The following is a 22,216-nucleotide window of genomic DNA, read 5'->3' on the forward strand; positions in this document are numbered from 1 at the left end:
ATCACAGCAACTGCGCTGTTGCTGTGCTTCAATTAAATGTGCCCAACGACAGCAACAGCACGCCAAGCCGTCGTGGCCGACCGAGCCGCCAGGCGGTATTCGAGAGGCTCGACCAGGCGATGGCAGAACTCAAGGAACAGCTCGGAGGCCTGCCCGCCCCGGCACAAGCTCGCGTGATCTGGGACGACATCTGGGTACACGAAGCACACAGCTCGACAGCCATCGAAGGCAACACGTTGGTGCTCTCGCAGGTCGAACAGCTTTTGGTCGAAGGCCGAGCCGTCGGCAACAAAGACCTCGCGGAATACATGGAGGTCAAGGGGTACGGCGATGCAGCCAGATGGGTCTACGACCAGGCGGTCGTTCCAGACCGTATCGGTGATGGCGCACTCGTCACGCTCACTGAGGTTCGCTACATACATGAACTTGCCATGGGACCGGTATGGGGCGTCACACCGCACCCAGACGCAACGCCGGCAGAGGGCCCAGGCAGTTTCCGACAGCACGACATCCGCGCGTTCCCCGAGGGCATGCGGCCCCGTCGCATGCGTTCGTCGATGCAAAGATGCGCGACTGGCTGGAGCAGGTGAACGCGCTCCCAGACGCACCGGGCCATGCGATGGAAGCCCTGGCCAGCGCGCACGTGGCGTTCGAACAGGTCCACCCGTTCCTCGACGGCAACGGCCGGACCGGACGGCTCCTGACCAACCTCGTTCTCGTTCGCCTGGGGTATGCGCCCGCAATCATCCAGAAACGGGAGCGCACGCGATACCTCACGGCACTGCGCCGCGCGGACAAGGGGGCGGTCGGCCCGCTCGCAGAGATCTTCGCGCGTGCCGTGCTCGACAACGTGTACAGGTTCGTCGTTCCGGCCGTTGCGAACCCGGAGGACCTAGTTCCCCTCGCAGCCCTTGCGACGCACGCGATCAGCCGGATCGCCTTGGTCAATGCGGCGCAGCGCGGACGACTCCAAGCACAGCGCGGAGACGACGGACACTGGAGAAGCACTCGGGCATGGGTCGACGAGTACATTGCCAACCGCGGTAGGCGCAGGGCCTGACCCTGCCATCGGACTCGCGCCGAACTCACGGCGGCCGGATCAACGCTTTTGATTAAGATCAGGCCATGACGTCGTCACAGCCAGCGGGAACGCCGACGGTCTCGAACCTCGGACCCGCGCCGCACCGCGTCGCGGTGCTGATCCGGCCCGGCTTCATCCCGTTCGAGCTGGGCATCCCGCACCGGATCTTCGGCACGGCACGGGACTCCGCGCTCGCGCCCCTGTACGAGGTGGTGACCTGCACGCCGGGCGGCCCAGGGCTGGTGCAGTCGGACTCCGACGTCGCGGTCCACGTGGCGCACGGCCCCGAGGCCGTCGAGGACGCGGACACGGTGGTGGTCCCGGCGTCGCACGAGTACGGGCCCGTGTACGAGAAGGGGCTGCTCACGCCGGAGCTCGCTGAGGCGTTCCGCCGGATCCGGCCGGGTACGCGGATCGTGTCTATCTGCACCGGGGCGTTCGCGCTGGCGGCCGCCGGGCTGCTGGACGACCGGCCGGCCACCACGCACTGGGCGACGACGGACCGGTTCCGGAAGCTGTTCCCGCGGGTCCGGCTGGACCCGGAGGTCCTGTTCACCGACGACGGCGACGTGCTCACCTCGGCGGGCGTCGCCTCGGGGATCGATCTGTGCCTGCACCTCATACGCCGCGACCACGGGGCCGCCGTCGCGCAGGACGTCGCTCGCCGCACCGTGGTGCCCCCGCACCGCGAGGGCGGACAGGCGCAGTACATCGAGCGGTTCCTGCCTGACCAGGACGGGCCCGGCACCGGGGCGACGCGGGCCTGGGCGACGGAGCGGCTCGCCGAACCCCTGACGCTGGCCGAGCTGTCGCGGCACGCCGCGATGTCGGTGCGGACGTTCACGCGGCGGTTCCGCGAGGAGACCGGCGAGAGCCCTGGCCAGTGGCTCACCCGGCAACGGGTCGAGCACGCCAGGACCCTGCTGGAGTCCACCGACCTGCCGATGGAGCAGATCGCGCGCGAGTGCGGCTTCGGCACGGCGCAGTCCCTGCGGGCCCACGTGCAGTCGGCGCTCGGCGTCACCCCCACCGCCTACCGCAGGACGTTCCACCGCGCGGCGTGACGGGTGACCGTTGGTCGAGCCTGTCGAGACCTGGTGGGTCTCGACAAGCCCGACCAGCGGTTAGCTCAGTCCTCCGGGACCGGGTAGGGGAACGCGTCCGTGACACCGATCAGGTCATACTCCATCTGGCCGGCATCGAAGCCGTCCTCCCAGTCGGCGTTGGCGACCTCGTTGCACTGGTAGGACTGGTACGACTGGTCGGTCGTCTCGCCCACCTCGATGTTGCTGAACGAGAAGCCACAGCCACCGGCATCCATGTGGATCCCCCGGGTTCCGCTGTCCGGCATCGCACCGGCGGGGTCCGGGATCACGTCACCGATGACCATCTGGTCCACCGTGTTCTTGATCGGGTGGGGCTCCTGGTTCGCGACGCCGTACGTGTAGAACGCACCCATGTCCCCGGAGTCGAGCCCCGCATCCTCGATCTTGATGTACCGGAACGTGTTGTTGTCCGTGTACTGGTCGCCGTCGACAACCTCGGGCCGGGACTCGAGGCTGATCCCGTAGCGCGAGGAGTGCCGCACGTGGACGTGCTCGACGGTGTTGTCGCCGGTACCCATGAGCTCGATACCGGCGGAGTCACCGGGCACCAGCTCACCCACATGGTGGATGTAGAGGTTCCGGAACATGTGGTCATGGGACAGGTCGCCCTCACCGGGCCAGCCGCCCTCGACCTTGATCCCGTCAGCGCCCAGGTTCTCCAGGAGCGAGTTCTCGACCGTGAGGTGGTCGTTGGCGAACAGCGCGTACACGCCGTGGAACCCCGTGTCCCGGATCTGCATGCCGGTCAGGGTGATGCCGCTCGTGTTCTCCAGCGTGATGGCGCCGAACCGATTGCGGGGCATCTCGATCTGCCGGTCGTACTCGGGATACTTGTGCGCGTAGCCCGAGTCGCCAGAACTGATCCAGCCGGAGCGGTACCAGCCGAGGTAGTCGGAGTACTGCACGCCGATCCCGTCGAAGGTGATGTCGTGCGCCCGGTCCTCGGGCGACGCACCCTTGATGTCGATGACCTTCGCGACCGTCGGACGCATGACGCGCAGGTCGTCCATGTCGCCGTGCGGCTTGTAGTACACCTCGCCGGCCTCGTGGTCGAGGTAGTACTCCCCGGCCTGGTCGAGAAAGTCGAGGGAGTTCTGCAGGAAGTAGCGCGACCCGCTGCGGCTGTTGATCATCGCGTACCGCGTCCAGTGGTCCAGGATGATCTTGTTGTCGCTGTCCGCCGTGTCCGCGTTCTTGATCGGCACGGTGTCCGTGAACCAGCTCCACGAGCCACCCGACCAGATGCTCACCTGCGCGGGCCAGCTGGTGTACGAGCCCAGATCGGCCGACTCGTCCCACTCGCCGGGGTTGTAGCCGACCTGGTCACGGACCCCTTCCTTCTCCGGCTCGATGAGCCGCGAGAACAGGTACGGGGCGTGCGTGTCCTCCGACGTCCGGTTCGGGTGACGCGCCGTCGTGGCCCGCTCCTCGTCGACGAAGAGCGTGTAGAAGGGCGTGTCGCCGTCGACCTCGGCCTTATAGATGCCGTCCTGGTGCGGTTCCCAGCCCGTGACCTCCTCGGCGCCGACGAGGTTGGCCTTGCCCGGGCCGTCGGCGCTGCGGTACACGACCTGGTGGCCACCGCCGCCGGAGTCCTGCTCCGTGAACTCGATCGTCTCGGTGACGGGATAGTCACCGGCCGCGAGGTTCACGGTCACGTCGCACTTCATCCGGTTCTCGCTGTTGAGGCCCTTCTCCCGGATGTGGTCACGGGCCTTGGCGACCGTCTTCCACGGGTCGCCCGCCGTTCCCTTGCCCTGGTCGTCCCCTGACGGGGAGACGTAGAGCTCCGGGCACGCGCCGGAGGTCACGACGCTGGTGAGCCGGTCGAAAGCGATCCCTCCGCCGGTCATCGTGGCGACCAGGCTCAGAGCGGCGACCGCCACCGTGCCGTTCCGGATCCATTGTCTGGACATCATTGTCCTCTCGGTTGTCGAATAACGCGGAGGTCCCGCCGCACCGTTGGCCAAGCCCGACCCGTTGGCCGAGCTTGTCGAGACCTTGGTGGGTCTCGACAAGCTCGACCAACGGAGTTCGGTCAGCTCGACCAGCGATGGTCAGTCCTCCGGGACCGGGTACGGGAAGGTGTCGGTGACACCGATCAGGTCGTACTCCATCTGGCCGGCGTCGAAGCCGTCCTCCCAGTTGCCGTTGGTCACCTCGTTGCACTGGTAGGACTGGTACGACTGGTCGGTCGTCTCGCCCACCTCGATGTTGCTGAACGAGAAGCCACAGCCACCGGCGTCCATGTGGACGCCGCGGGTCCCGCTGTCCGGCATCGCCCCAGCCGGGTCGGGGATCACGTCGCCGATGACCATCTGGTCGACGGTGTTCTTGATCGGGTGGGGCTCCTGGTTGGCGACGCCGTAGGTGTAGAACGCACCCATGTCGCCCGAGTCCAGACCGGCCTCCTCGATCTTGATGTACCGGAACGTGTTGTTGTCCGTGTACTGGTCGCCGTCGACAACCTCGGGCCGGGACTCGAGGCTGATGCCGTAGCGCGAGGAGTGCCGCACGTGGACGTGCTCGACGGTGTTGTCGCCGGTACCCATGAGCTCGATCCCGGCGGAGTCACCGGGCACCAGCTCACCCACATGGTGGATGTAGAGGTTCCGGAACATGTGGTCATGGGACAGGTCGCCCTCACCAGGCCACCCGCCCTCGACCTTGATCCCGTCAGCGCCCAGGTTCTCCAGGAGCGAGTTCTCGACCGTGAGGTGATCGTTGGCGAACAGCGCGTACACGCCGTGGAACCCGGTGTCCCGGATCTGCATGCCGGTCAGGGTGATGCCGCTCGTGTTCTCCAGCGTGATGGCACCGAACCGGTTACGGGGCATCTCGATCTGCCGGTCGTACTCCGGGTACTTGTGCACCTCGCCCGAGTCGCCCGCGCTGATCCAGCCGGAGCGGTACCAGTCGACGAAGTCGGAGTACTGGACGCCGATGCCGTCGAACGTGATGTCGTGCGCCTTCTTCTCCGGCGACGCGCCCTTCACGTCGATCACCTTCGCGACGGTGGGCTGCATGATCGTGACGTCAGCGATGTCCCCGCGCGGGATGTAGTACAGCTCACCGGCGTCCTTGTCGATGTAGTACTCGCCCGGCTGGTCGAGGAACGCCATGGCGTTCTGGAGGTAGTAGCGCGACCCGCTCCGGCTGTTCACCATCGCGTAGCGCGTCCAGTGCTGGAGCGTGGCGAAGTTCTTGCGATAGTCCTGGCCGATGATCGGGACGGTGTCGGTGAACCAGCTCCACGAGCCGCCCGACCACACGGTCACCTGGGCGTCCTTGAGGGGGTTGCCCTCGGGGGTGTCATCCCAGGCCGGGTCCCAGTCGCCGTCCTCCCAGTACAGCCACGAGCGCACTGCCTCCTTCTCCGGCTCACCGAGCACGGAGAACAGGTACGGGGCGTGCGTGTCCTCCGACGTCCGGTTCGGGTACCGCGCCATCTCGGACCGCTTGCCGTCCTCGAACAGCGTGTGGAACGACTGACCGGGGTCCACCTTCGCCTTGTAGATGCCGTCCTGGTGCGGTTCCCAGCCGGTGATCTCCTCCGCGCCGACGAGGTTGGCCTTGCCCGGGCCGTCGGCGCTGCGGTACACGACCTGGTGGCCACCGCCGCCGGAGTCCTGCTCGGTGAACTCGATCGTCTCGGTGACGGGATAGTCACCGGCCGCGAGGTTCACGGTCACGTCGCACTTCATCCGGTTCTCGCTGTTGAGGCCCTTCTCCCGGATGTGGTCACGGGCCTTGGCGACCGTCTTCCAGGGATCGTCCTGCGACCCCTTGCCCTGGTCGTTCCCGGTGGGCGAGACGTAGAGCTGGGGGCACGCGCCGGAGGTCACGACGCTGGTGAGCCGGTCGAAGGCGATCCCTCCGCCGGTCATCGTGGCTACCAGGCTCAGAGCGGCGACAGCGACCGTGCTGTTCCGGATCCATTGTCTGGACATCGGTGTCCTTTCGTGGGTGTGGGTCCTGCGGGTGGCCTGAGCTGCCGGTTCGGGTGCCGGCCTCAGCAGGTGGTCAGGGCAGCGGCTCGACCACGTACGTGGCCCCGCGCCGCGTATCGAAGACGGCGAGACCGTCCTCTGGCCGTTCGACGTCGACGGGGCCGCCGGGGCCGGACACGCGAACGGGCAGGTCGGTGCGCAGCCGGATGGTGTTGCCCGCCAGCGACTGGATCCGGGCGGTCTGGAGACGTCCGTCGGTCCAGGTGATGGAGAGCTCGAAGGCGCCACGGGCGCGTAGCCCCCGAACCTTGCCCGCCGGCCAGGCGTCCGGCACGCACGGCAGCAGCCAGACCTCGCCCGAGTGGCTCTGCATGATCGTCTCGTTGATCGCCGACGTTCCCCCGAAGTTCCCGTCGATCTGGAACGGCGGGTGCAGGTCGAACAGGTTCGGCGCGGTGCGACCGGTCGAGAGCAGCTGGGTGAGGTGGGTGTAGACGCCGTCGGCCTGGAGCAGCCGGGCACGGATGTTCATCTTCCAGGCGAGCGACCAGCCGGCCGTCACCGCCGGTCCGCGCAGCTCGAGCGAGCGGTCCGCCGCCACGGCGAGCTCCGGGGTGCGCCGCGGGGTGATCTGGTCGCTGGGGAACACGCCCCACAGGTGCGAGACGTGCCGGCTGATCTCCGTGGCGGCCTCCTCCCAGTCGATCAGCCACTCCTGGAGCTGGCCGAGGTGGCCGATCTGGTTGGGCGGCAGCTGATCGCGCGCGGCGATCGCCTGGGCGGCCATGGCGCGGTCCTGGCCGAGCACGGCGCAGGCCTTGTCGAACGCCGTGAACAGGTCCCGCAGGATCTGCATGTCCATGGTCGGGCCGGCGCAGATGCTCACGCTCTCGTCGTTGATCTCGTGGTGCTTGATCTCCGGGGAGTGCGAGGGGTTCGTCACGAGGTAGCCGGTCGCCTCGTCCTGGACGAGCGTGTCGAGGAAGAACTCCACGGCTCCGCGCAGGACCGGGAAGTACTCGCGCAGCGTGTCCAGGTCGCCGGTGTACTCGTAGTGCTCCCAGAACAGCAGCGACAGCCACGCACCGCCGGTGGGCCAGACGCCGTAGAACGCGAAGTCCACCGGCGCGGAACCGCGCCAGAGGTCCGTGTTGTGGTGCGCCACCCAGCCCTTGGCGCCCCACATCTTCTTGGCGGTCCGGGCGCCGGACTCGGCGAGCTCCTCGATCATCGCGAACAGCGGCTGCCAGCACTCGGCGAGGTTCGCCGGACCGGCGGGCCAGTAGTTCATCTCGCAGTTGATGTTCAGCGTGTACTTGGACTGCCAGGGCGGCAGCATCTTGTCGTTCCACAGCCCCTGGAGGTTGGCCGGCTGGCCAGGGGAACGGGAGCTGGAGATCAGCAGGTAGCGGCCGAACTGGTAGTAGAGCGCCGCGAGCTGCGGGTCCTGCCCGTCCCGGAAGGCGACGACCCGCTCGTCGGTCGGCAGGTCGACGGACGGTGAGGTGCCGAGGTCGATGTCGACCCGGCCGAACATCTCCTGGTAGTCCCGCACGTGCGCCCGCCGCAGGACCCCGTAGCCCTGCACCGGCGTCTGCTCCAGCGGCTCCACCGCCTTGGCGAAGTGGTCGCCGCTGACGTCGAGGTAGTTCCGGTGGCTCGTCCCGATGGAGACGACCAGGGTGACGGCGTCCGCGCCGCGCACCCGCAGCCGCGTGGCGCCGCAGGTGACGCTCCCGCCCTCGGCCACGGCGCGGGCCAGGCTGACGAAGCGCACCTTTCCCTCGAGGCCCTCGGCCTCACCGCTGCGTCCCTCGAGAGCGAGCGTGCGGGTGTCGTGCGCGTGCGTCGACGTCTCCTGGAGCGACTCGTACCGCCCGTCGAAGGAGATCGCCCCCGGTGCGTCGGCGGTGAACCGGGCGACGAGCACCTGGTGGGCGTGGCTGCTGAAGATCTCCCGCGTGTGACGCACGCCGTCGACCACGAAGGTCGTCGTGGTGATGGCCGTGGTCAGGTCGAGTGACCTGCGGTACTCCGTGACGTCGCCGGTCAGGCCGGGAAAGTCGAGGTGCAGGTCCCCGACCGGCTGGTACTGCATCTGCTCCGTCGGCCGGCCCATGAACCGCTCGCCGGCCAGGTTCTGGGCCTCGCCCCACTTCTCCTCGTTGATCAGCCGCCGGATCTCCGGGAGGGCCTCGCTGCCGCGCGGGTCGGCGTAGTCGTGCGGGCCGCCCGCCCACACGGTGTCCTCGTTGAGCATGAGCGTCTCGGCGGCGACCCCGCCGAACACCATGGCGCCGACCCGGCCGTTGCCGACGGCGAGCGCCTCCAGCCATTCGGTCGCCGGGGCGGTGTACCAGAGCCGCATGGGGTTGGTCTCCGGCTCGTCGACGCCGGCGCCCGGGGCGGCCTCCGCGTTCGCCGGAGCGTGACCGGTGAGGGCGATAGCGCCCGCGGTCAGGCCTGTGGTGCGTAGGAGATCTCTTCGCGTGATCGGGTTCATCGCAACCTTCCTCGTTCGGGCTCGTCAGTGAGTCGAACTGCGTGAGTTAAATGTAGTACAACACATATCTTACAAGTCAAGTGTTCGGACTGGATGCATGGGTGCACCGGCAACGGGACCACCGGCCGCCGTCCGGCCGAACCCGCGACCAGCCACCGACCGCGACAGGCTCTACGCTGGAAACATGGGACGAGCCGGACATCGCACAGCCTCGACAGCCGCGGCCCTGGCAGCGGCCGCCGCCTTGCTGCTGGCCGGGTGCACCGGTGGTGCGCCGAGCTCGCAGGAGCCCGGGGTGACCCTGTCCAGCCCGGCGCCCATCGCCTCGGCACCGGCCGACGCCTCGCCGTCAGCGGACGGCGGTTCGGGCGAGGACGGCTCAGGTGACGACGGCGGCTCCGACGACGACTCCCCCGAGCCGGCCACCTCGGCGACCGAGGCCGCGACCGGCCCGCCATTCCCCTCGGACACGAGGCCCGACACCGCCGAGCCCACGGGCGCGGGTGAGACGTTCCTGTCGGTCACGGACATCCGGGTCGCCGAGCACGACGGCTACGACCGCATCGTGTTCGACCTCGACGGCAAGGGCACCGGTGAGCCCGGCTGGCGCGTCGAGTACGTGGACCAGGCGTCCGACGACGGCTCTGGGCACGCCGTCCAGGTCGACGGCGACGCGATCCTACGGGTGTCGCTGTCGGGCACGGCGATGCCGGCGGACAGCGGCGTCGAGGAGTTCTCCCGCGACCGCATCGAGCCCGACGACATGGAGTCGGTGGACGAGATCGTGTACCGCTACTGGTTCGAGGGGTACACGACTGCGTTCGTCGGGGTCGACGAGGGCGAGCAGCCGTTCCGCGTGTTCCTCCTGGATAACCCGACGCGCGTCGTCGTCGACGTCCAGCACTGAACGGTCCAGCACTGAACGGTCCAGCACTGACCGCTCAGCACCGACCGCTCAGCCGGCGACCTCGGACTTCTGGGGCCGCGCGAGCAGCGTCGCCGCGAGCTCGGAGAGGGGCAGCTTCCCGGCCAGCACGTCGACCACGCCCGCGGTGATCGGCATCTCGACGTCGTGCGCCCGCGCGAGCTCCAGCACCGACTGCGACGACTTGACGCCCTCGGCCGTGCCGCCGGTCGCCGCGATGGCCTCCTCGAGCGTGAGCCCCTCGCCGAAGTGCTTGCCGAGCCGGTGGTTGCGCGACAGCGGGGACGCGCACGTCGCCGTCAGGTCGCCCATGCCGGCCAGCCCGGCGAACGTGGCGGCGTCGGCCCCCAGGGCGAGGCCCAGGCGCGTGATCTCGACGAGGCCGCGTGTGATGAGCGTGGCCAGCGTGTTCCAGCCGAACCCGCGGCCCTGGGCCATGCCCGCCGCCAGCGCGATGATGTTCTTCACCGCGCCGCACAGCTCCACGCCGACCACGTCGGTGTTCGTGTAGGGGCGAAAGTAGCCCGTCGCGCACGCGGAGGCGACCAGCTGCGCGGTGGCCTCGCTGCGCGAGGCGACCACGGTCGCCGTCGGCTGCCGTTCCGCGATCTCGGGCGCCAGGTTGGGCCCGGAGACGACGGCGACCCGCTCGTCCGGCAGGTCCAGCACCTCGGCCATGACCTGGCTCATGCGCTTGTCCGTGCCGAGCTCGACGCCCTTCATCAGGGAGACGACGACGGCTTCCGGCGCCGCCAGCTCGTGGACCAGCGTCCTCATCGACTCCAGGGTCGCGCGCGCCACCTGGGACGGCACCGACACCACCACTATCGACGCGCCCTCGAGCGCGACCGCCGGGTCGGTCGTGCCGTGCATGGCGGGCAGCTGCACGCCCGGCAGGTACTTCTCGTTGCGGTGCTTCCGGTCGACGGCTTCGAGCACCTCGGCGTCGCGGCCCCACAGGGTGACGTCGCACCCCGCGTCGGCAAGGACCATCGCGAACGTGGTGCCCATCGAGCCGGCGCCGAGGACGGCGACCTTGGTGGGGGCCGTGGACGTGGCCGCGCTCACGGGCGCTCCACCGGGGGGTAGCTCTTCATCTTCGCCTCGTACTCGGGGTGCTTGCGCAGGTCGAACCGCGGCTTGGGAGCCACCTCGCCACGGATCTGCTCCAGCTCGGTGGTGATTGCGTCCATGATGCGGCTCGTCGCCTCGCGCAGGGTTGCGGTGTCCTGCGGCCGGTCGTACAGGTCACTGAGGTCCACGGGCGGGCCCGTCTGGATCGTCACCTTCTTGCGAGGGTACGGCCAGCGCAGCCGACCGTACCGCGGCATGATCTCGGTGACCCCCCACTGCGCGACCGGGAGCACCGGCAGGCGCGTCGTCAGCGCGATGCGGGCCACGCCGGTCTTGCCCTCCATCGGCCAGTGGTCGGGGTCCCGTGTCAGCGTGCCCTCCGGCAGGATCGCCACGCAGGCGCCGTCACCGAGCTGGTTCGCCGCGTTCTGCAGGGACTCGGTGGCCTTGGCCGACTCGCGGTCCACGGGGATCATCCTGGTGCCCCGCAGGGCCCACCCCGTCAGCGGCGACGTGAACAGGCCGCGCTTGGCCAGGATGCGCGGCTCCCGGCCGTTGTCGAAGAGGTAGTGCGCCAGGGTCAGCGCGTCGAGCTCGGTGACGTGGTTGGCCGCGGCGATGAACCCGCCCTTGGCCGGGAAGTTCTCCCCGCCCTTCCACTCGTACTTGCACAGCGCGAACATGAGGTTCCGCACGATGAACGCGATGAAGCGATACATGCGTGACTCAGGGCGTGGGATGGACACGGTCCGAAACAATACTCGGCTCCGCCGACAACCCCGCCACGCCTGGTCGTGAGCGCGACCGTCGCGCCGGCATGCCTCGCTCCCGGCGCGACGGTCGCGCTCACACCACTGCGGTTCAGCCGCGGGCCACGTCCGCGCCCAGGGCCTCCAGCTTCTCCTGGAAGTTCTCGTAGCCGCGGTCGATCAGGCCGATGCCGCGCACCGTGGACCGGCCGTTTGCCGTGAGCGCCGCGATGAGGTGCGAGAAGCCGCCGCGCAGGTCGGGGACCTCGATGTCGGCGGCGGAGAGCGGCGTCGGGCCGGAGACGACGGCGGAGTGGTGGAAGTTGCGCTGGCCGAACCGGCAGTCGCGGCCGCCCAGGCACTCCTTGTAGACCTGGATCGTCGCACCCATCTTGCGCAGGGCGTCGGTAAAGCCGAAGCGGTTCTCGTACACCGTCTCGTGCACGATCGACAGACCGGTGGCCTGGGTGAGCGCGACGACGAGCGGCTGCTGCCAGTCGGTCATGAACCCGGGATGCACGTCGGTCTCGAGCACGATGGACTTGAGCTGGCCGCCGGCGTGCCAGAAGCGGATGCCGTCGTCCTGCACCTCGAACCGGCCGCCGACCTTCCGGAACGTGTTGAGGAACGTCATCATCTCGGGCTGGGTGGCGCCCTTGACGGTGATGTCTCCGCCGGTGGCGAGGGCGGCCGAGGCCCAGGACGCCGTCTCGATCCGGTCGTTCAGGGCGGTGTGGGTGTAGCCGTCGAGGCGGTCGACGCCCTCGATGCGGATCACGCGGTCGGTGTCGACCGAGATGATGGCGCCCATCTTCTGGAGGACGGCGATGAGGTCCATGATCTCTGGCTCGATCGCCGCGCCCGACAGCTCGGTGATGCCGTCCGCGCGGACGGCCGTGAGCAGCGTCTGCTCCGTGGCGCCCACCGACGGGTACGGCAGGGAGATCTTGGTGCCCTGCAGGCGGCGCGGCGCCCGCAGGTGGATGCCACCTGCCCGCTTGTCGACGACGGCGCCGAACTGGCGCAGGATGTCGAGGTGGTAGTTGATCGGCCGGTCGCCGATGCGGCAGCCGCCCAGGTCGGGGATGAAGGCCTCGCCGAGCCGGTGCAGCAGCGGCCCGCAGAACAGGATCGGGATGCGGCTGGAGCCGGCGTGGGCGTCGATGTCGGCCACGTGGGCCGACTCCACGTTGGACGGGTCGAGGTCCAGGATGCCCGCGTCGGTGTCGTACTTGACGTTCACACCGTGCAGGTCCAGGAGCCCCGAGACGACCTTGACGTCACGGATCTGCGGTACGTTCCGCAGCACGCTAGGGGTCTCCCCCAACAGGGAAGCCACCATGGACTTCGACACGAAGTTCTTTGCGCCTCGAACGGTGATGGTCCCGTTCAGCGGGGTGCCGCCGTTCACATACAGCAGATCGTTCATATGCTCGTCGTCGTCTCGTTCGTTCCGATGATGGTTTTCCGATGGCGGGGCCGGACTCACACTGACTTCAGCGGCGCCCGGTCGATCCTGATCCTGTCCCCCACCGCCGGTCGTGCCAACATGCGCACGGACGGGAGTATTCACCGTTCACTACACCTTCACTCGGGACGCACCCGGTCGCAGCGCGACACGCCCGGCACCCCGCGCTCGCCCGAGGACGCGGTCGGCAGCATACGTCAAGGGCTCGTCCATTGAATGAGACACGCTTCCCGGATCGCGGACAGCCTGCTTAATGTCCCCGCCATGAGCACCTCCGCATCACCAACCGCCGGGACCACCGCCGGCGAGCAGGGCGCGCCACCGGCGGGCAACCCCAGGGGCCGCGTCGTCGTCGCGTCCCTCATCGGTACGTCCATCGAGTTCTACGACTTCTACATCTATGCCACAGCGGCCTCGCTGGTCTTCCCCGCGCTGTTCTTCCCGAACGCCGAGGACCCGACCACCCAGCTCCTGTCGTCCTTCGCCGTGTTCGGCGTCGCGTTCGTGGCGCGGCCGCTCGGTTCGGTGCTGTTCGGCCACTTCGGTGACCGGGTCGGCCGCAAGGCGACCCTCGTGGCGTCGCTGCTCACGATGGGTATCGCGACGGTCCTGATCGGGCTCATCCCCGCGGCGTCGACCCCCGGCTGGGCCCTGGCCGCGCCGGCCGTGCTCGTGCTGTGCCGGTTCTGCCAGGGGCTCGGCCTCGGCGGCGAGTGGAGCGGCGCCGCGCTGCTGGCGACGGAGAACGCGCCCCAGGGCAAGCGGGCCATCTACGGCACCTTCCCGCAGCTGGGCGCACCCATTGGTTTCATCCTTGCCAACACGGTGTTCATCGCCCTGTCGAGCGCCCTGACGACGGAGCAGTTCGCGACCTGGGGCTGGCGCATCCCGTTCCTCGCGTCGGCGATCCTCGTGATCATCGGCCTGTGGGTACGGCTCTCGCTGCTCGAGACGCCGGCCTTCCGCAAGGTCGTCGAGGCGTCCGCGGTCGCGAAGATGCCGGTGGCCCGCGTGTTCCGCACGTCGTCGAGGCAGATCGTGTCCGGCACGTTCATCATGCTCGCCACCTACGCGCTGTTCTACCTGATGACGACGTTCACGCTGAACTACGGCATCGCCCCGACCGACCCCACCGACGGCTCCCCCGCTGGCCTCGGCTACGAGAAGATCGAGTTCCTCTGGATGCTGATCGTCGGCGTCGTGTTCTTCGGCGTCTTCACGCTGGTCTCCGGGCCGATGGCGGAGAAGTTCGGCCGCCGCGCGCACCTCATCTGGGTCACTGTCGCGATCGTGCTGTTCGGCGGCGTGTGGGTGCCGCTGTTCTCGGCGGGCCACATCGGCGTGCAGAGCCTGCTGATCATCGGCTTCACGCTCATGGGCCTCACCTTCGGCCCGATGGCCGCCGTCCTGCCCGAGCTGTTCCCTGCCAACGTGCGGTACACCGGCTCCGCGGTCGCGTACAACCTGTCGTCGGTGCTCGGCGCGGCGCTGGCACCGTTCATCGCGGTGTGGCTCTGGGCGAAGGCCGACGGCTCGCCGGTGCTCGTCGGCGTCTACCTCGCCGCGATGGGCGTCATCACGCTCGTCGCCCTGCTCCTGGAGCGCGAGACCCGCGACGTCGACTACGACGAGAACGTCTCGGCCTGACCTTCCGAGACCGGGGCGTCGAACGTAGGCCCGGTCGCTTCATGAGCGCTGTGAGGGCGACTACGCCTACGTTCGGCCCCTCGTCCACAGGGTCAGAACTTCCACGCGCGAACCGAGCTAGACCTCTCTAGGCTTACGGAGTCGGTACTCCGGAAAGCCAAAGGGCCCGCCGGTGAAAACCGGCGGACCCAGAGGAAAAGCTCGAACGGAGTGACCTGCCTCCGCCTTCGAGATCCACGATATCCGGCCACGGAGGCTTCCACAAGGTGACGACGACCGCTGCTACCGCTCCACCCCTCACCCGTTGGAGCTGCTCGACCCGGCACCTCTGCTGATACGGCTCACGAGGAACGGGCAGGACATTCGCAAGGCTCACGAACACGCGACGACGAGCGCCAGGTCCTGGCAGCCGAGCCGCTCCGTCGCCCATTCCGACGTGCTCGCGCAGCTTTCCCTCGGAACGTGGCGCTACCTGCTCCCCAACAAAGACCCTGGACGACAGCGGCTGTGGAACGAAGCACTTCGTGATGCATTTCCGAAGTTGGCGATGTCATCACGGTCGCTGACCGCGAAGGTGCACGACATTCACCTGCTACGAAACAGAGTCGCTCATCTTGAGCCACTGATCCGGACTGGCGTAGTCCGTCACCGACTCACCGATGTCCTGGACGTCCTTCGCGCTGTCGACACAGTGCCCGAACAATGGGCTGCAGGCCAGCAGCGTGTGACGACCGTGCTGAAAGCTCGACCCCGCTGCCCGTAGCCGTCCACGCAGCGGGATAGCGTGACGGCGTGGAGACCACGGCCCTGATCGCAGCCTGCGCCGCCGTCCTGCTCGGAGCCGGGCTGCAGCGCGTCGCCGGGATGGGCCTCGGGATGGTCGCGGCGCCCGTGCTCACGGTGCTCCTCGGCGCGTCGGTGGGCGTGCTGGTCAGCAACGTGGCGGCGATCGTCACGGCGCTGCTCATCCTGCGGGCCCTGCGGGACCGGGTGGACTGGCGGCGCGTCGGCACGGTCCTGCCGCTCATGCTCGTGGGATCCGCGCTCGGCGCGCTCACGGTGCGGGAGGCCGACTCCGCCTGGCTGGACGTCATCGTCGGCGGGTCGGTGCTGACCGCGCTGGCCGCCTCGGCGGTGCTGCGCCGCCGCGTCCGTATCAAGGGCCGTCCCGTCGCCGTCCTGACCGGCCTCGCGGCGGGGTTCATGAACACCACGTCGGGCGTGGCCGCGCCGGCGTGGACGGCGTACGCGCTGGCCACCCGCTGGGACCACCGCTCGTTCGCCGCGACCCTGCAGCCGCTCCTGATCGTCATGAACACCATGTCGGTCGCGACCAAGCTGGGCCTCGGCGCCATCCCGCCGGGCTCCCTCCCGGCGTGGTGGGTCTGGCCGGTGCTCCTCGCCGGGGTGCTCGCGGGCGTCGGGCTCGGCACCGTGCTGGCGCGCCGCATCCCGACCCGGGTCGCGGCCCGGGTCGCGCTGACGATCGCCGTGGCAGGTGCGGTCACGGCCCTGGCCCGGGGGCTGCTGACGGTCGGCCCCCTGTAAAACCGGGCCAAAACCCTTATCGTGGGACTTGACCTGCAAGTCAGGCACGGGTTGGGGGAGCCGTGATCGACACAGTGAAGCGCGCGGTCCGTGACTACTGGTCGGCCCACAGCGGCGAGCTCGTCACGCAGCTCGGCCTCCAGCTCGTCGTGGGGGTGCTGGTCGGACTCGGGGTCAGGGCCTGGCTGCTCATCTGGCAGACGACGGTCGAGGAGAACCGCGACGAGCATGCGCGGGCCCTCGACGCGGTGCAGGCCGAGCGCACCGAGATGCTGGCCGACGTCGCCTACGTCCGCGAGACGCTGCGCGACGGCGGGCCCAAGGTGTTCCTCAACCTCAACCTCCGGAACGCGAACCTGGCAGGCCTGGACATGGGCTGCGACCTGGCAGGAGTGGACGAGGACACCGGCAGGTTCGTCACGGAGGCCGAGGTCGTCCGGCGCAACTACGCCGACCAGGGAGACGGCTACTTTCGTGAGGAGAACGGTTACGGGCCGACGGAGTACGACACCCGATACCTGTGCGCCGACTTCTCGGGCTCGGACCTGACCGGTGCGGACCTCGACCGGGCCGACCTGACCGGAGCCCGGCTGAGCGAGACGCGCTTCGCCCCCGACACCCTGGACCACGTCATCATGACGGGCGCGAACCTGGACGGGTCGGTCATCGACATCACCGCGCGGGCCTCGGACCTGCGCGACATCAACGTCGATTTCGACAGTCCTAGTGCCGCCCGTGACGTGCAGATCCGGATCACGGCGGGATCGGACCTGTCGGCGGCCTTCCTCGGTGACGGAGTTCCCTGCCCACAGGTCGAGGACTCCTTGGTGGTGGGTCTCCGGGTCGACAGCACGAGCTGCGACCTCGGCCCGGGCGCCGTCGGCTGCGCGTCCCCCGAGGACCTGTGCGACTCCGACGCCGACTACGAGCGCTGGTGGGACAGCGAGTTCACGGGATTTCAGAACAACTACTACCCGCACATGACCAGCGACGCGGCCGACGCCCACTGGGACTGGTGGACCAACGACTTCGTGCCCGACGGCTACGACGCCGAGGGCAGCTGACCGTCCACCCGTTCGTCTCCCCGGGCCGTGCGCGGGTCAGAGCGAGTAGGCAGCGACCGCGACGGCGACCGTGCCGTCGGCCCGGTCGACGGTCTCGATGTCCAGCGTCCAGCCGTTCTCCGGCGCGTCCGGCTCGCCGTAGCTGATCTGAAGGCACCCGTCGACGTCGACGCAGCCCTCGTCCTGCAGCTCGGTCCCGGGGAGCTCCGTCCGGAGCCACGCGTCGACGTCGGCCCGCGGCGCCACGAAGTCGATGGTCACGAACGCGTCCTGGAAACCGCCCGCCGCGCACTCGGGCTCCGCGGCGGCCGGCAGGGTCTCGAGCCCGGCGTCGGCCAGGGCCTTCGCACAGTCGATGACGTCGGGCTCGGCGCCGAACGGGTCGTCGGTCGTCAGGAAGAGCACGACCACGGTGCCGAACGTGAGCATCGCCAGCACGACGGCCAGCACGACCCAGAGCCACACCGTGCGATACAGCGGCCTGCGCTCGACGAGAGGCTGCCCGTAGACCGATTGCTCGTTCATGGCCGCACGCTACCGCGGCCCTCCGACGTCGACGGCGTCCGCCGCCGTCCGCCGCCGTCCGCCGCGAACCAGGGGCACGCCGGTCAGCCTCAATCGTTATGAACGCGACCAGCCGAATCCCGGTCGTCGGCGCATACTTCGAAGAGGCGAACGGACCGTCTCCCGGAGGTGCCACATGGCCGCCACACGCAAGGTCGTCCGAGGGCTGGCCGCTCTCGGTGCCAGCCTGGCTCTCCTGCTCTTCGGGCTCGCCGTCCCTGCGGCCGCCGAGCCCGAGACGCCGGTCGCCTACCCGTCCGGCTCGACGGCCACGCGGGCCGACAGCCTGGGTTTCGACACGTGCACCGCGCCGTCGCTCACAGCTCTGAAGGCGTGGAAGGGGACGTCGCCCTACCAGGTCGTGAACGTGTACTTCGGTGGCAACAACCGCGGCTGCGAGCAGCCGAACCTGACCGCCGCGTGGGTGCGCGACGCCAACATCGCCGGCTGGAAGCTGCTGCCCACCTACTTCGGGTACCAGCCGTACTGCATGCTCGGCAGCAAGACGAACCGCTACACCGCGGACAACGCCACGTCGCGAGGGACGTCGGACGCCACGGACGCCGCCGCGAAGGCCAAGGCCCTGGGCCTGCTGCCGGGGAGCGCCCTGTACGCGGACGTCGAGCACTACGACCGCGGCGACTCGACGTGCCGCACGGCTGTGCGGCGGTACGTCTCCGCCTGGACGAAGAAGCTGCACTCGACGGGGTATCTGGCCGGCGTGTACGTCCACCAGGACTCGGGACTGCGCGACCTCTCCGACTCGTACACCTCCACCACCTACGCCCGTCCGGACGCGGTGTGGATGGCCCGCTGGGACGGCGACAAGTCGCTGACCGGCTGGCCGACGGCGCCCAACTCGCACTGGGCCACCGATCAGCGCGCGAAGCAGTACCGCGGTGACCATGACGAGACCTGGGGCGGAGTGAAGATCAACATCGACTCCGACGCGATCAAGGCACCTGTCGCCTCCGTCGCACGCGCCTACCGGGTGACGAGCAGCAGCTCGCTCAACGCCCGCTCGGGGCCGTCCACCTCCTACCCTGTGGTCCGCGCCCATGCGCCCGGCTCCTCGTTGCCCGTCGTCTGCCAGGGCATCGGACAGCGGGTCGGCACGACCAGGGTGTGGGACCGGCTCACCAGCGGTGCGTGGGTGAGCGACTACTACGTCTCGACGCCGTCGAGCACCAAGTTCACCGCGGCGCTGCCCCGCTGCGTCTATCCCGGACAGGTCACGACGGACTCGCTCAACGCCCGCACCGGTCCGGGGGTGTCGTACCCGACGACCGGTAGCCCGCTGCGGCGCGGCTCGCTGGCCGCCGTGATGTGCCAGAAGGCGGGCAGCCGGGCGGGCACCACCTCGGTATGGAACAAGCTGAGCGACGGGCGCTGGGTCAGCGACTACTACGTGTCGAACCGGTCGAACAGGAGCTGGAGTGCGCCGGTGCCGCGGTGCGTGTGAAGGTCCGTCCCTGACGGCTGACCGGTCCGGGAGCTCTCCGGACCTCCTCGTAGGACCGCCTCGTATCCGGGCGCCGATGAGTTCCCGCCCGGTCCGCCGTCGGACAGGTGGGGGCGCTGCCGCAGCGCCCTACCAGAGACTCTGGAGGACACCATGACCGAGACGTCCGAACGGACCGGCCGACCGGCTCGGCCACCCGTGGTCGACTGGGACACCTGGCAGACCACCCGCGAGGACCTCCTGGCCCAGGAGAAGGCGCACACCCGTGCGGGCGACGCGCTGGCGGCGGCCCGACGCCGTCTGCCGATGGTCGAGATCGACGGCACGGTCGAGGTCGTCGGCGCTGACGGGCCGGTGCCGTTCATCGACCTGTTCCAGGGCCGCGACGAGCTCGTGGTCTACCAGCACATGTGGCACGACGGCGACCCCGTCGCGGGCCAGTGCCCCGGGTGCACCATCAACGCCTGGCACATCCAGCAGGCCGCCCCGTACCTCGCCGTGCGCGGAGTCTCGTTCGCGATGCTGACCGAGGGCCCCTGGGCCGAGGTCGTCCCGTTCCTCGAGTTCATGGGCTACACCGAGCCCTGGTACTCGGTGCGCGGGCTGGCTGCCCCCGTGGGCGTGGACATGGGCCACATCGCCTGCTTCCTGCGTGACGGCGACCGCGTGTACCTCACCTACCGGACCACGGGCCGCGGCAACGAACCGGCCTCCGGCGTGTTCGGGCTGCTCGACATGACGCCCTACGGGCGGGGCGAGACCTGGGAGGACATGCCGGAGGGCTGGCCGGAGGGTCAGGCCTCCTGCTGGTACTGGGCCACGGACGCCGACGGCGGCGCCACCTGGGGGCCGACCCGCCGGCCCGTGCCCCAGTGGACCCGTCCGGGCGCGACGCCGGTCGTACCCGGCACCGGGCACGTGCACCACCACTGAGCCGCGACGGCGCAAGGGCCCGGGCCCCGCGGTCTCCGCGGGTCCCGGCCCCTGGCGACTAGCCGGCACGGGCGTCAGATGATGCTGCGCCCCTCGGCCTTGGCGGCGCGCACCTCACGGTAGAAGGCGCGCCCGATCACGAAGAGCACGCCGGCCACGATCACCGGCCAGATCAGCACGTAGAGCGTGAGCAGGACCGTCATGAGATCTCCCCTCGGGCCGCGACGGGCTCACCCTGGCGCGGCTGGTCGTCCGGGCGGTTGGCGCCCGGTTCCATGTCGAAGTCGCCGGTGCGCTCCTTGATGAGCGCGAAGTCGAAGGTCCCCTTGTTCAGCAGGGTCAGTCCGACGCAGACGATCGTGCTCACCGCGTAGGCGACGAGCGATCCGGACAGCACCGGGTAGATGTGCAGGAACCCGATCGCGAACGGCGCGGCCACCAGGGTCGCGACCGTGCCGACGACGAGCGCGACCCGCTTGCCGAAGAAGCCGAAGGCCATGAGGCCGAGCACGATCCCGACGCCGACGGTGGACAGGACGTCCGAGACGAGCCCCAGCCCGCCGGAGAGGTCGACCCACGAGAAGCGGACCGGCAGGAAGGCGGCGAGGCCCGCCACCACACCGACGCTGAAGGCGAGGTTCGTGACGCGACCCCAGTAGAAGCTCGAGATGACGGGGAACACGAGCGCTCCCCACAGCGCGCCGACGAACACCAGCAGGTCCAGGATGTTCACCTTGAACCCGGCGAAGACGAGTCCCGCCGCTATCGCCACGACCATGGTGAGCCGGCCGATGAGGACCATCGTGCGCGGGTTGGCGCGCTTCTTCCCGGCGATGTTCTGGCCGTAGACGTCCGTCATGACGATCGACGAGAGGGCCGTGAGGTCGGAGTCCGCCGTCGACGACAGCGAGCCGATGATCATCACGAAGAACAGGCACAGGAGTGCGGGGTTCAGATAGGTGGCGGCCAGCTGCGGGATCAGGTTGTTCAGATCGCCGCCCATGGGCTCGACCCCCGCGTACAGGGCGATGACGCCGAGCATCCCGACGCCGATGATCGTCGCCCCGTAACCGAACGTCGCGGTGACGAAGGTCTTCTTGATGAGGTCTTCCCGGACCGCGAAGAGCCGCTGCGCGATCGTCTGGTTGCCGATCGCGTAGGCCAGCACCGCCGCGATGTACGGCGCGCCCTGGTTGAAGAACGCGTCCGAGGAGAAGAAGTCCTGCTGCTGCGGCGTGAGGTTCTCCGCTCCGGTCTCGAACAGGCCCGGCCCGCCGGCGGCGAAGAACACGACCGGGATGATCACCACCACCGCGCCGAGCATGGCGAGCACTTGGGCGAAGTCGGTCAGCACCGAGGCACGGAACCCCGACCAGAGCGTGTACAGGAGCACGCCGGCCGCGATGGCGATGATGCCCTGCGTGAAGGAGTACGGCGTGAGCATGTCGATGAGCGCTCCGCCGGCGATGAGGTTCGACGTCAGGCTGATGACGCTGCCGAGCACGTTGGAGCCGGCGAGCATGAGCTGGCTCGAGCGCCCGTGCCGGGCGAACATGACCTCGGCGATCGTGTGCGCGCGGGGTGCCACCGCGCGGATCCTGCGCCCGAAGGGGTAGATCAGCAGGATCATGAGGGCGCCCCAGAGCCCGTAGTGGATGGGGCCGGAGATCCCGTACGTGTAGCCGGAGGTGGCGGAGGCGTACATCGACGACGCCCAGATCCAGGTGGCGGTCATGGAAGCGGCGGAGATGCCGAACCCGATCTTCCCGCCACCGGTCATGTAGCCGTCCGCGTTCTCCTTCTTCTTGCTGATGCGGACCGACATGTAGAAGCTGCCGCCGAAGAACAGCAGCATGAGGAGGACCACGACGGGTCCGGAGAGTTGTTGCAGGTCGCCCAAGGCGTTCTCACTTTCTCGTCAGGAACCGGGCCGGAATCGGCCCGGATGAACGGGTGCAGTGGGAACGGCAGCTAAGTGGGCGAGACCCGCCGTGGACGTACTGGGCGAGTCCCGCAGGCTCGGGTGGTGCTGTGCTGTGCTGGCCGGCAGGTGCGCACAGAGCTCCTTTCGTTCATCGGCGGTACGGGCCAGGGCGCACGACGGCGCAGGCCAGCGACCTTCGAAAAGCCGGCACAGGTCAG

Annotated in this window: 18 protein-coding genes; 9 read left to right on the top strand and 9 right to left on the bottom strand. The window is 69.1% G+C overall.

The window, feature by feature from the left end; all coding sequences use genetic code 11:
- Positions 1–38: 38 nt before the first annotated feature.
- From AB0F40_RS00980 to AB0F40_RS00990, 3 genes are all read left to right on the top strand, one after another.
- Entirely contained in the window at positions 39–590 is a 552-nt protein-coding gene (locus tag AB0F40_RS00980) for a hypothetical protein (RefSeq protein WP_357462731.1), read from the top strand.
- Positions 566–1,060, top strand: coding sequence for a Fic family protein (locus tag AB0F40_RS00985; protein ID WP_357462735.1), 495 nt, complete (start codon positions 566–568; stop codon positions 1,058–1,060). The genes AB0F40_RS00980 and AB0F40_RS00985 overlap by 25 nt, the downstream gene beginning before the upstream one ends.
- 65 nt (positions 1,061–1,125) lie before the next feature.
- A complete protein-coding gene (locus tag AB0F40_RS00990) occupies positions 1,126–2,145 on the top strand; it encodes a helix-turn-helix domain-containing protein (protein WP_357462737.1) in 1,020 nt (339 codons plus the stop codon).
- Positions 2,146–2,210: 65 nt separating this feature from the next.
- Here the strand turns inward: AB0F40_RS00990 and AB0F40_RS00995 are convergent, their stop codons facing one another.
- The 3 genes from AB0F40_RS00995 to AB0F40_RS01005 form a co-directional block, all read right to left on the bottom strand.
- Complete coding sequence (locus tag AB0F40_RS00995; protein WP_357462740.1) at positions 2,211–4,103, bottom strand: right-handed parallel beta-helix repeat-containing protein; 1,893 nt, start codon at positions 4,101–4,103, stop codon at positions 2,211–2,213.
- A 141-nt stretch (positions 4,104–4,244) separates the two neighbouring features.
- A complete protein-coding gene (locus AB0F40_RS01000; protein ID WP_357462743.1) occupies positions 4,245–6,137 on the bottom strand; it encodes a right-handed parallel beta-helix repeat-containing protein in 1,893 nt (630 codons plus the stop codon).
- Positions 6,138–6,210: 73 nt separating this feature from the next.
- Positions 6,211–8,640 carry a glycoside hydrolase family 95 protein gene (locus AB0F40_RS01005; RefSeq protein ID WP_357462746.1) on the bottom strand — a complete coding sequence of 810 codons (2,430 nt, stop codon included), beginning with the start codon at positions 8,638–8,640 and terminating at the stop codon, positions 6,211–6,213.
- Positions 8,641–8,824: 184 nt separating this feature from the next.
- On the opposite strand from AB0F40_RS01005, the gene AB0F40_RS01010 reads away from it, so the two are divergent.
- Complete coding sequence (locus tag AB0F40_RS01010; RefSeq protein ID WP_357462748.1) at positions 8,825–9,547, top strand: hypothetical protein; 723 nt, start codon at positions 8,825–8,827, stop codon at positions 9,545–9,547.
- A 48-nt stretch (positions 9,548–9,595) separates the two neighbouring features.
- Here the strand turns inward: AB0F40_RS01010 and AB0F40_RS01015 are convergent, their stop codons facing one another.
- The 3 genes from AB0F40_RS01015 to murA form a co-directional block, all read right to left on the bottom strand.
- Positions 9,596–10,633: an NAD(P)H-dependent glycerol-3-phosphate dehydrogenase gene (locus AB0F40_RS01015; protein WP_357462751.1), complete on the bottom strand. Its 1,038-nt coding sequence runs from the start codon at positions 10,631–10,633 to the stop codon at positions 9,596–9,598.
- The gene (locus tag AB0F40_RS01020; protein ID WP_357462754.1) at positions 10,630–11,385 is read right to left on the bottom strand and encodes a lysophospholipid acyltransferase family protein; all 756 of its coding nucleotides are present in this window, start codon (positions 11,383–11,385) and stop codon (positions 10,630–10,632) included. Before AB0F40_RS01020 ends, AB0F40_RS01015 begins: the two co-directional genes overlap by 4 nt.
- 115 nt (positions 11,386–11,500) lie before the next feature.
- On the bottom strand, positions 11,501–12,817 hold the full coding sequence (gene murA / locus AB0F40_RS01025) for a UDP-N-acetylglucosamine 1-carboxyvinyltransferase (RefSeq protein ID WP_357462758.1): 1,317 nt from the start codon (positions 12,815–12,817) through the stop codon (positions 11,501–11,503).
- A 303-nt stretch (positions 12,818–13,120) separates the two neighbouring features.
- On the opposite strand from murA, the gene AB0F40_RS01030 reads away from it, so the two are divergent.
- The 3 genes from AB0F40_RS01030 to AB0F40_RS01040 all read left to right on the top strand — a co-directional run bounded on the left by AB0F40_RS01030 (position 13,121) and on the right by AB0F40_RS01040 (position 17,115).
- Entirely contained in the window at positions 13,121–14,503 is a 1,383-nt protein-coding gene (locus AB0F40_RS01030) for an MFS transporter (protein WP_357462761.1), read from the top strand.
- A gap of 792 nt (positions 14,504–15,295) precedes the next feature.
- Positions 15,296–16,051, top strand: a complete 756-nt coding sequence (locus AB0F40_RS01035) for a sulfite exporter TauE/SafE family protein (protein WP_357462764.1) — start codon at positions 15,296–15,298, stop codon at positions 16,049–16,051.
- Positions 16,052–16,113: 62 nt separating this feature from the next.
- On the top strand, positions 16,114–17,115 hold the full coding sequence (locus AB0F40_RS01040) for a pentapeptide repeat-containing protein (RefSeq protein WP_357462767.1): 1,002 nt from the start codon (positions 16,114–16,116) through the stop codon (positions 17,113–17,115).
- A 36-nt stretch (positions 17,116–17,151) separates the two neighbouring features.
- On the opposite strand, the gene AB0F40_RS01045 is transcribed toward AB0F40_RS01040, so the two are convergent.
- A complete protein-coding gene (locus tag AB0F40_RS01045; protein ID WP_357462769.1) occupies positions 17,152–17,640 on the bottom strand; it encodes a hypothetical protein in 489 nt (162 codons plus the stop codon).
- A gap of 175 nt (positions 17,641–17,815) precedes the next feature.
- On the opposite strand from AB0F40_RS01045, the gene AB0F40_RS01050 reads away from it, so the two are divergent.
- Both AB0F40_RS01050 and AB0F40_RS01055 read left to right on the top strand, forming a co-directional pair.
- Positions 17,816–19,141 (top strand): glycoside hydrolase domain-containing protein, encoded by a 1,326-nt coding sequence (locus AB0F40_RS01050; protein WP_357462772.1) that lies wholly within the window; start codon positions 17,816–17,818, stop codon positions 19,139–19,141.
- Positions 19,142–19,294: 153 nt separating this feature from the next.
- A complete protein-coding gene (locus AB0F40_RS01055; RefSeq protein ID WP_357462775.1) occupies positions 19,295–20,074 on the top strand; it encodes a DUF899 family protein in 780 nt (259 codons plus the stop codon).
- Positions 20,075–20,148: 74 nt separating this feature from the next.
- On the opposite strand, the gene AB0F40_RS01060 is transcribed toward AB0F40_RS01055, so the two are convergent.
- Both AB0F40_RS01060 and AB0F40_RS01065 read right to left on the bottom strand, forming a co-directional pair.
- Positions 20,149–20,277: a putative transporter small subunit gene (locus AB0F40_RS01060; RefSeq protein ID WP_357462778.1), complete on the bottom strand. Its 129-nt coding sequence runs from the start codon at positions 20,275–20,277 to the stop codon at positions 20,149–20,151.
- Complete coding sequence (locus AB0F40_RS01065) at positions 20,274–21,929, bottom strand: sodium:solute symporter family protein (protein ID WP_357462995.1); 1,656 nt, start codon at positions 21,927–21,929, stop codon at positions 20,274–20,276. Before AB0F40_RS01065 ends, AB0F40_RS01060 begins: the two co-directional genes overlap by 4 nt.
- Positions 21,930–22,216: the final 287 nt, after the last annotated feature.

The sequence above is a fragment of the Promicromonospora sp. NPDC023987 genome (assembly GCF_040639055.1).
Classification (GTDB): Bacteria; Actinomycetota; Actinomycetes; order Actinomycetales; family Cellulomonadaceae; genus Promicromonospora.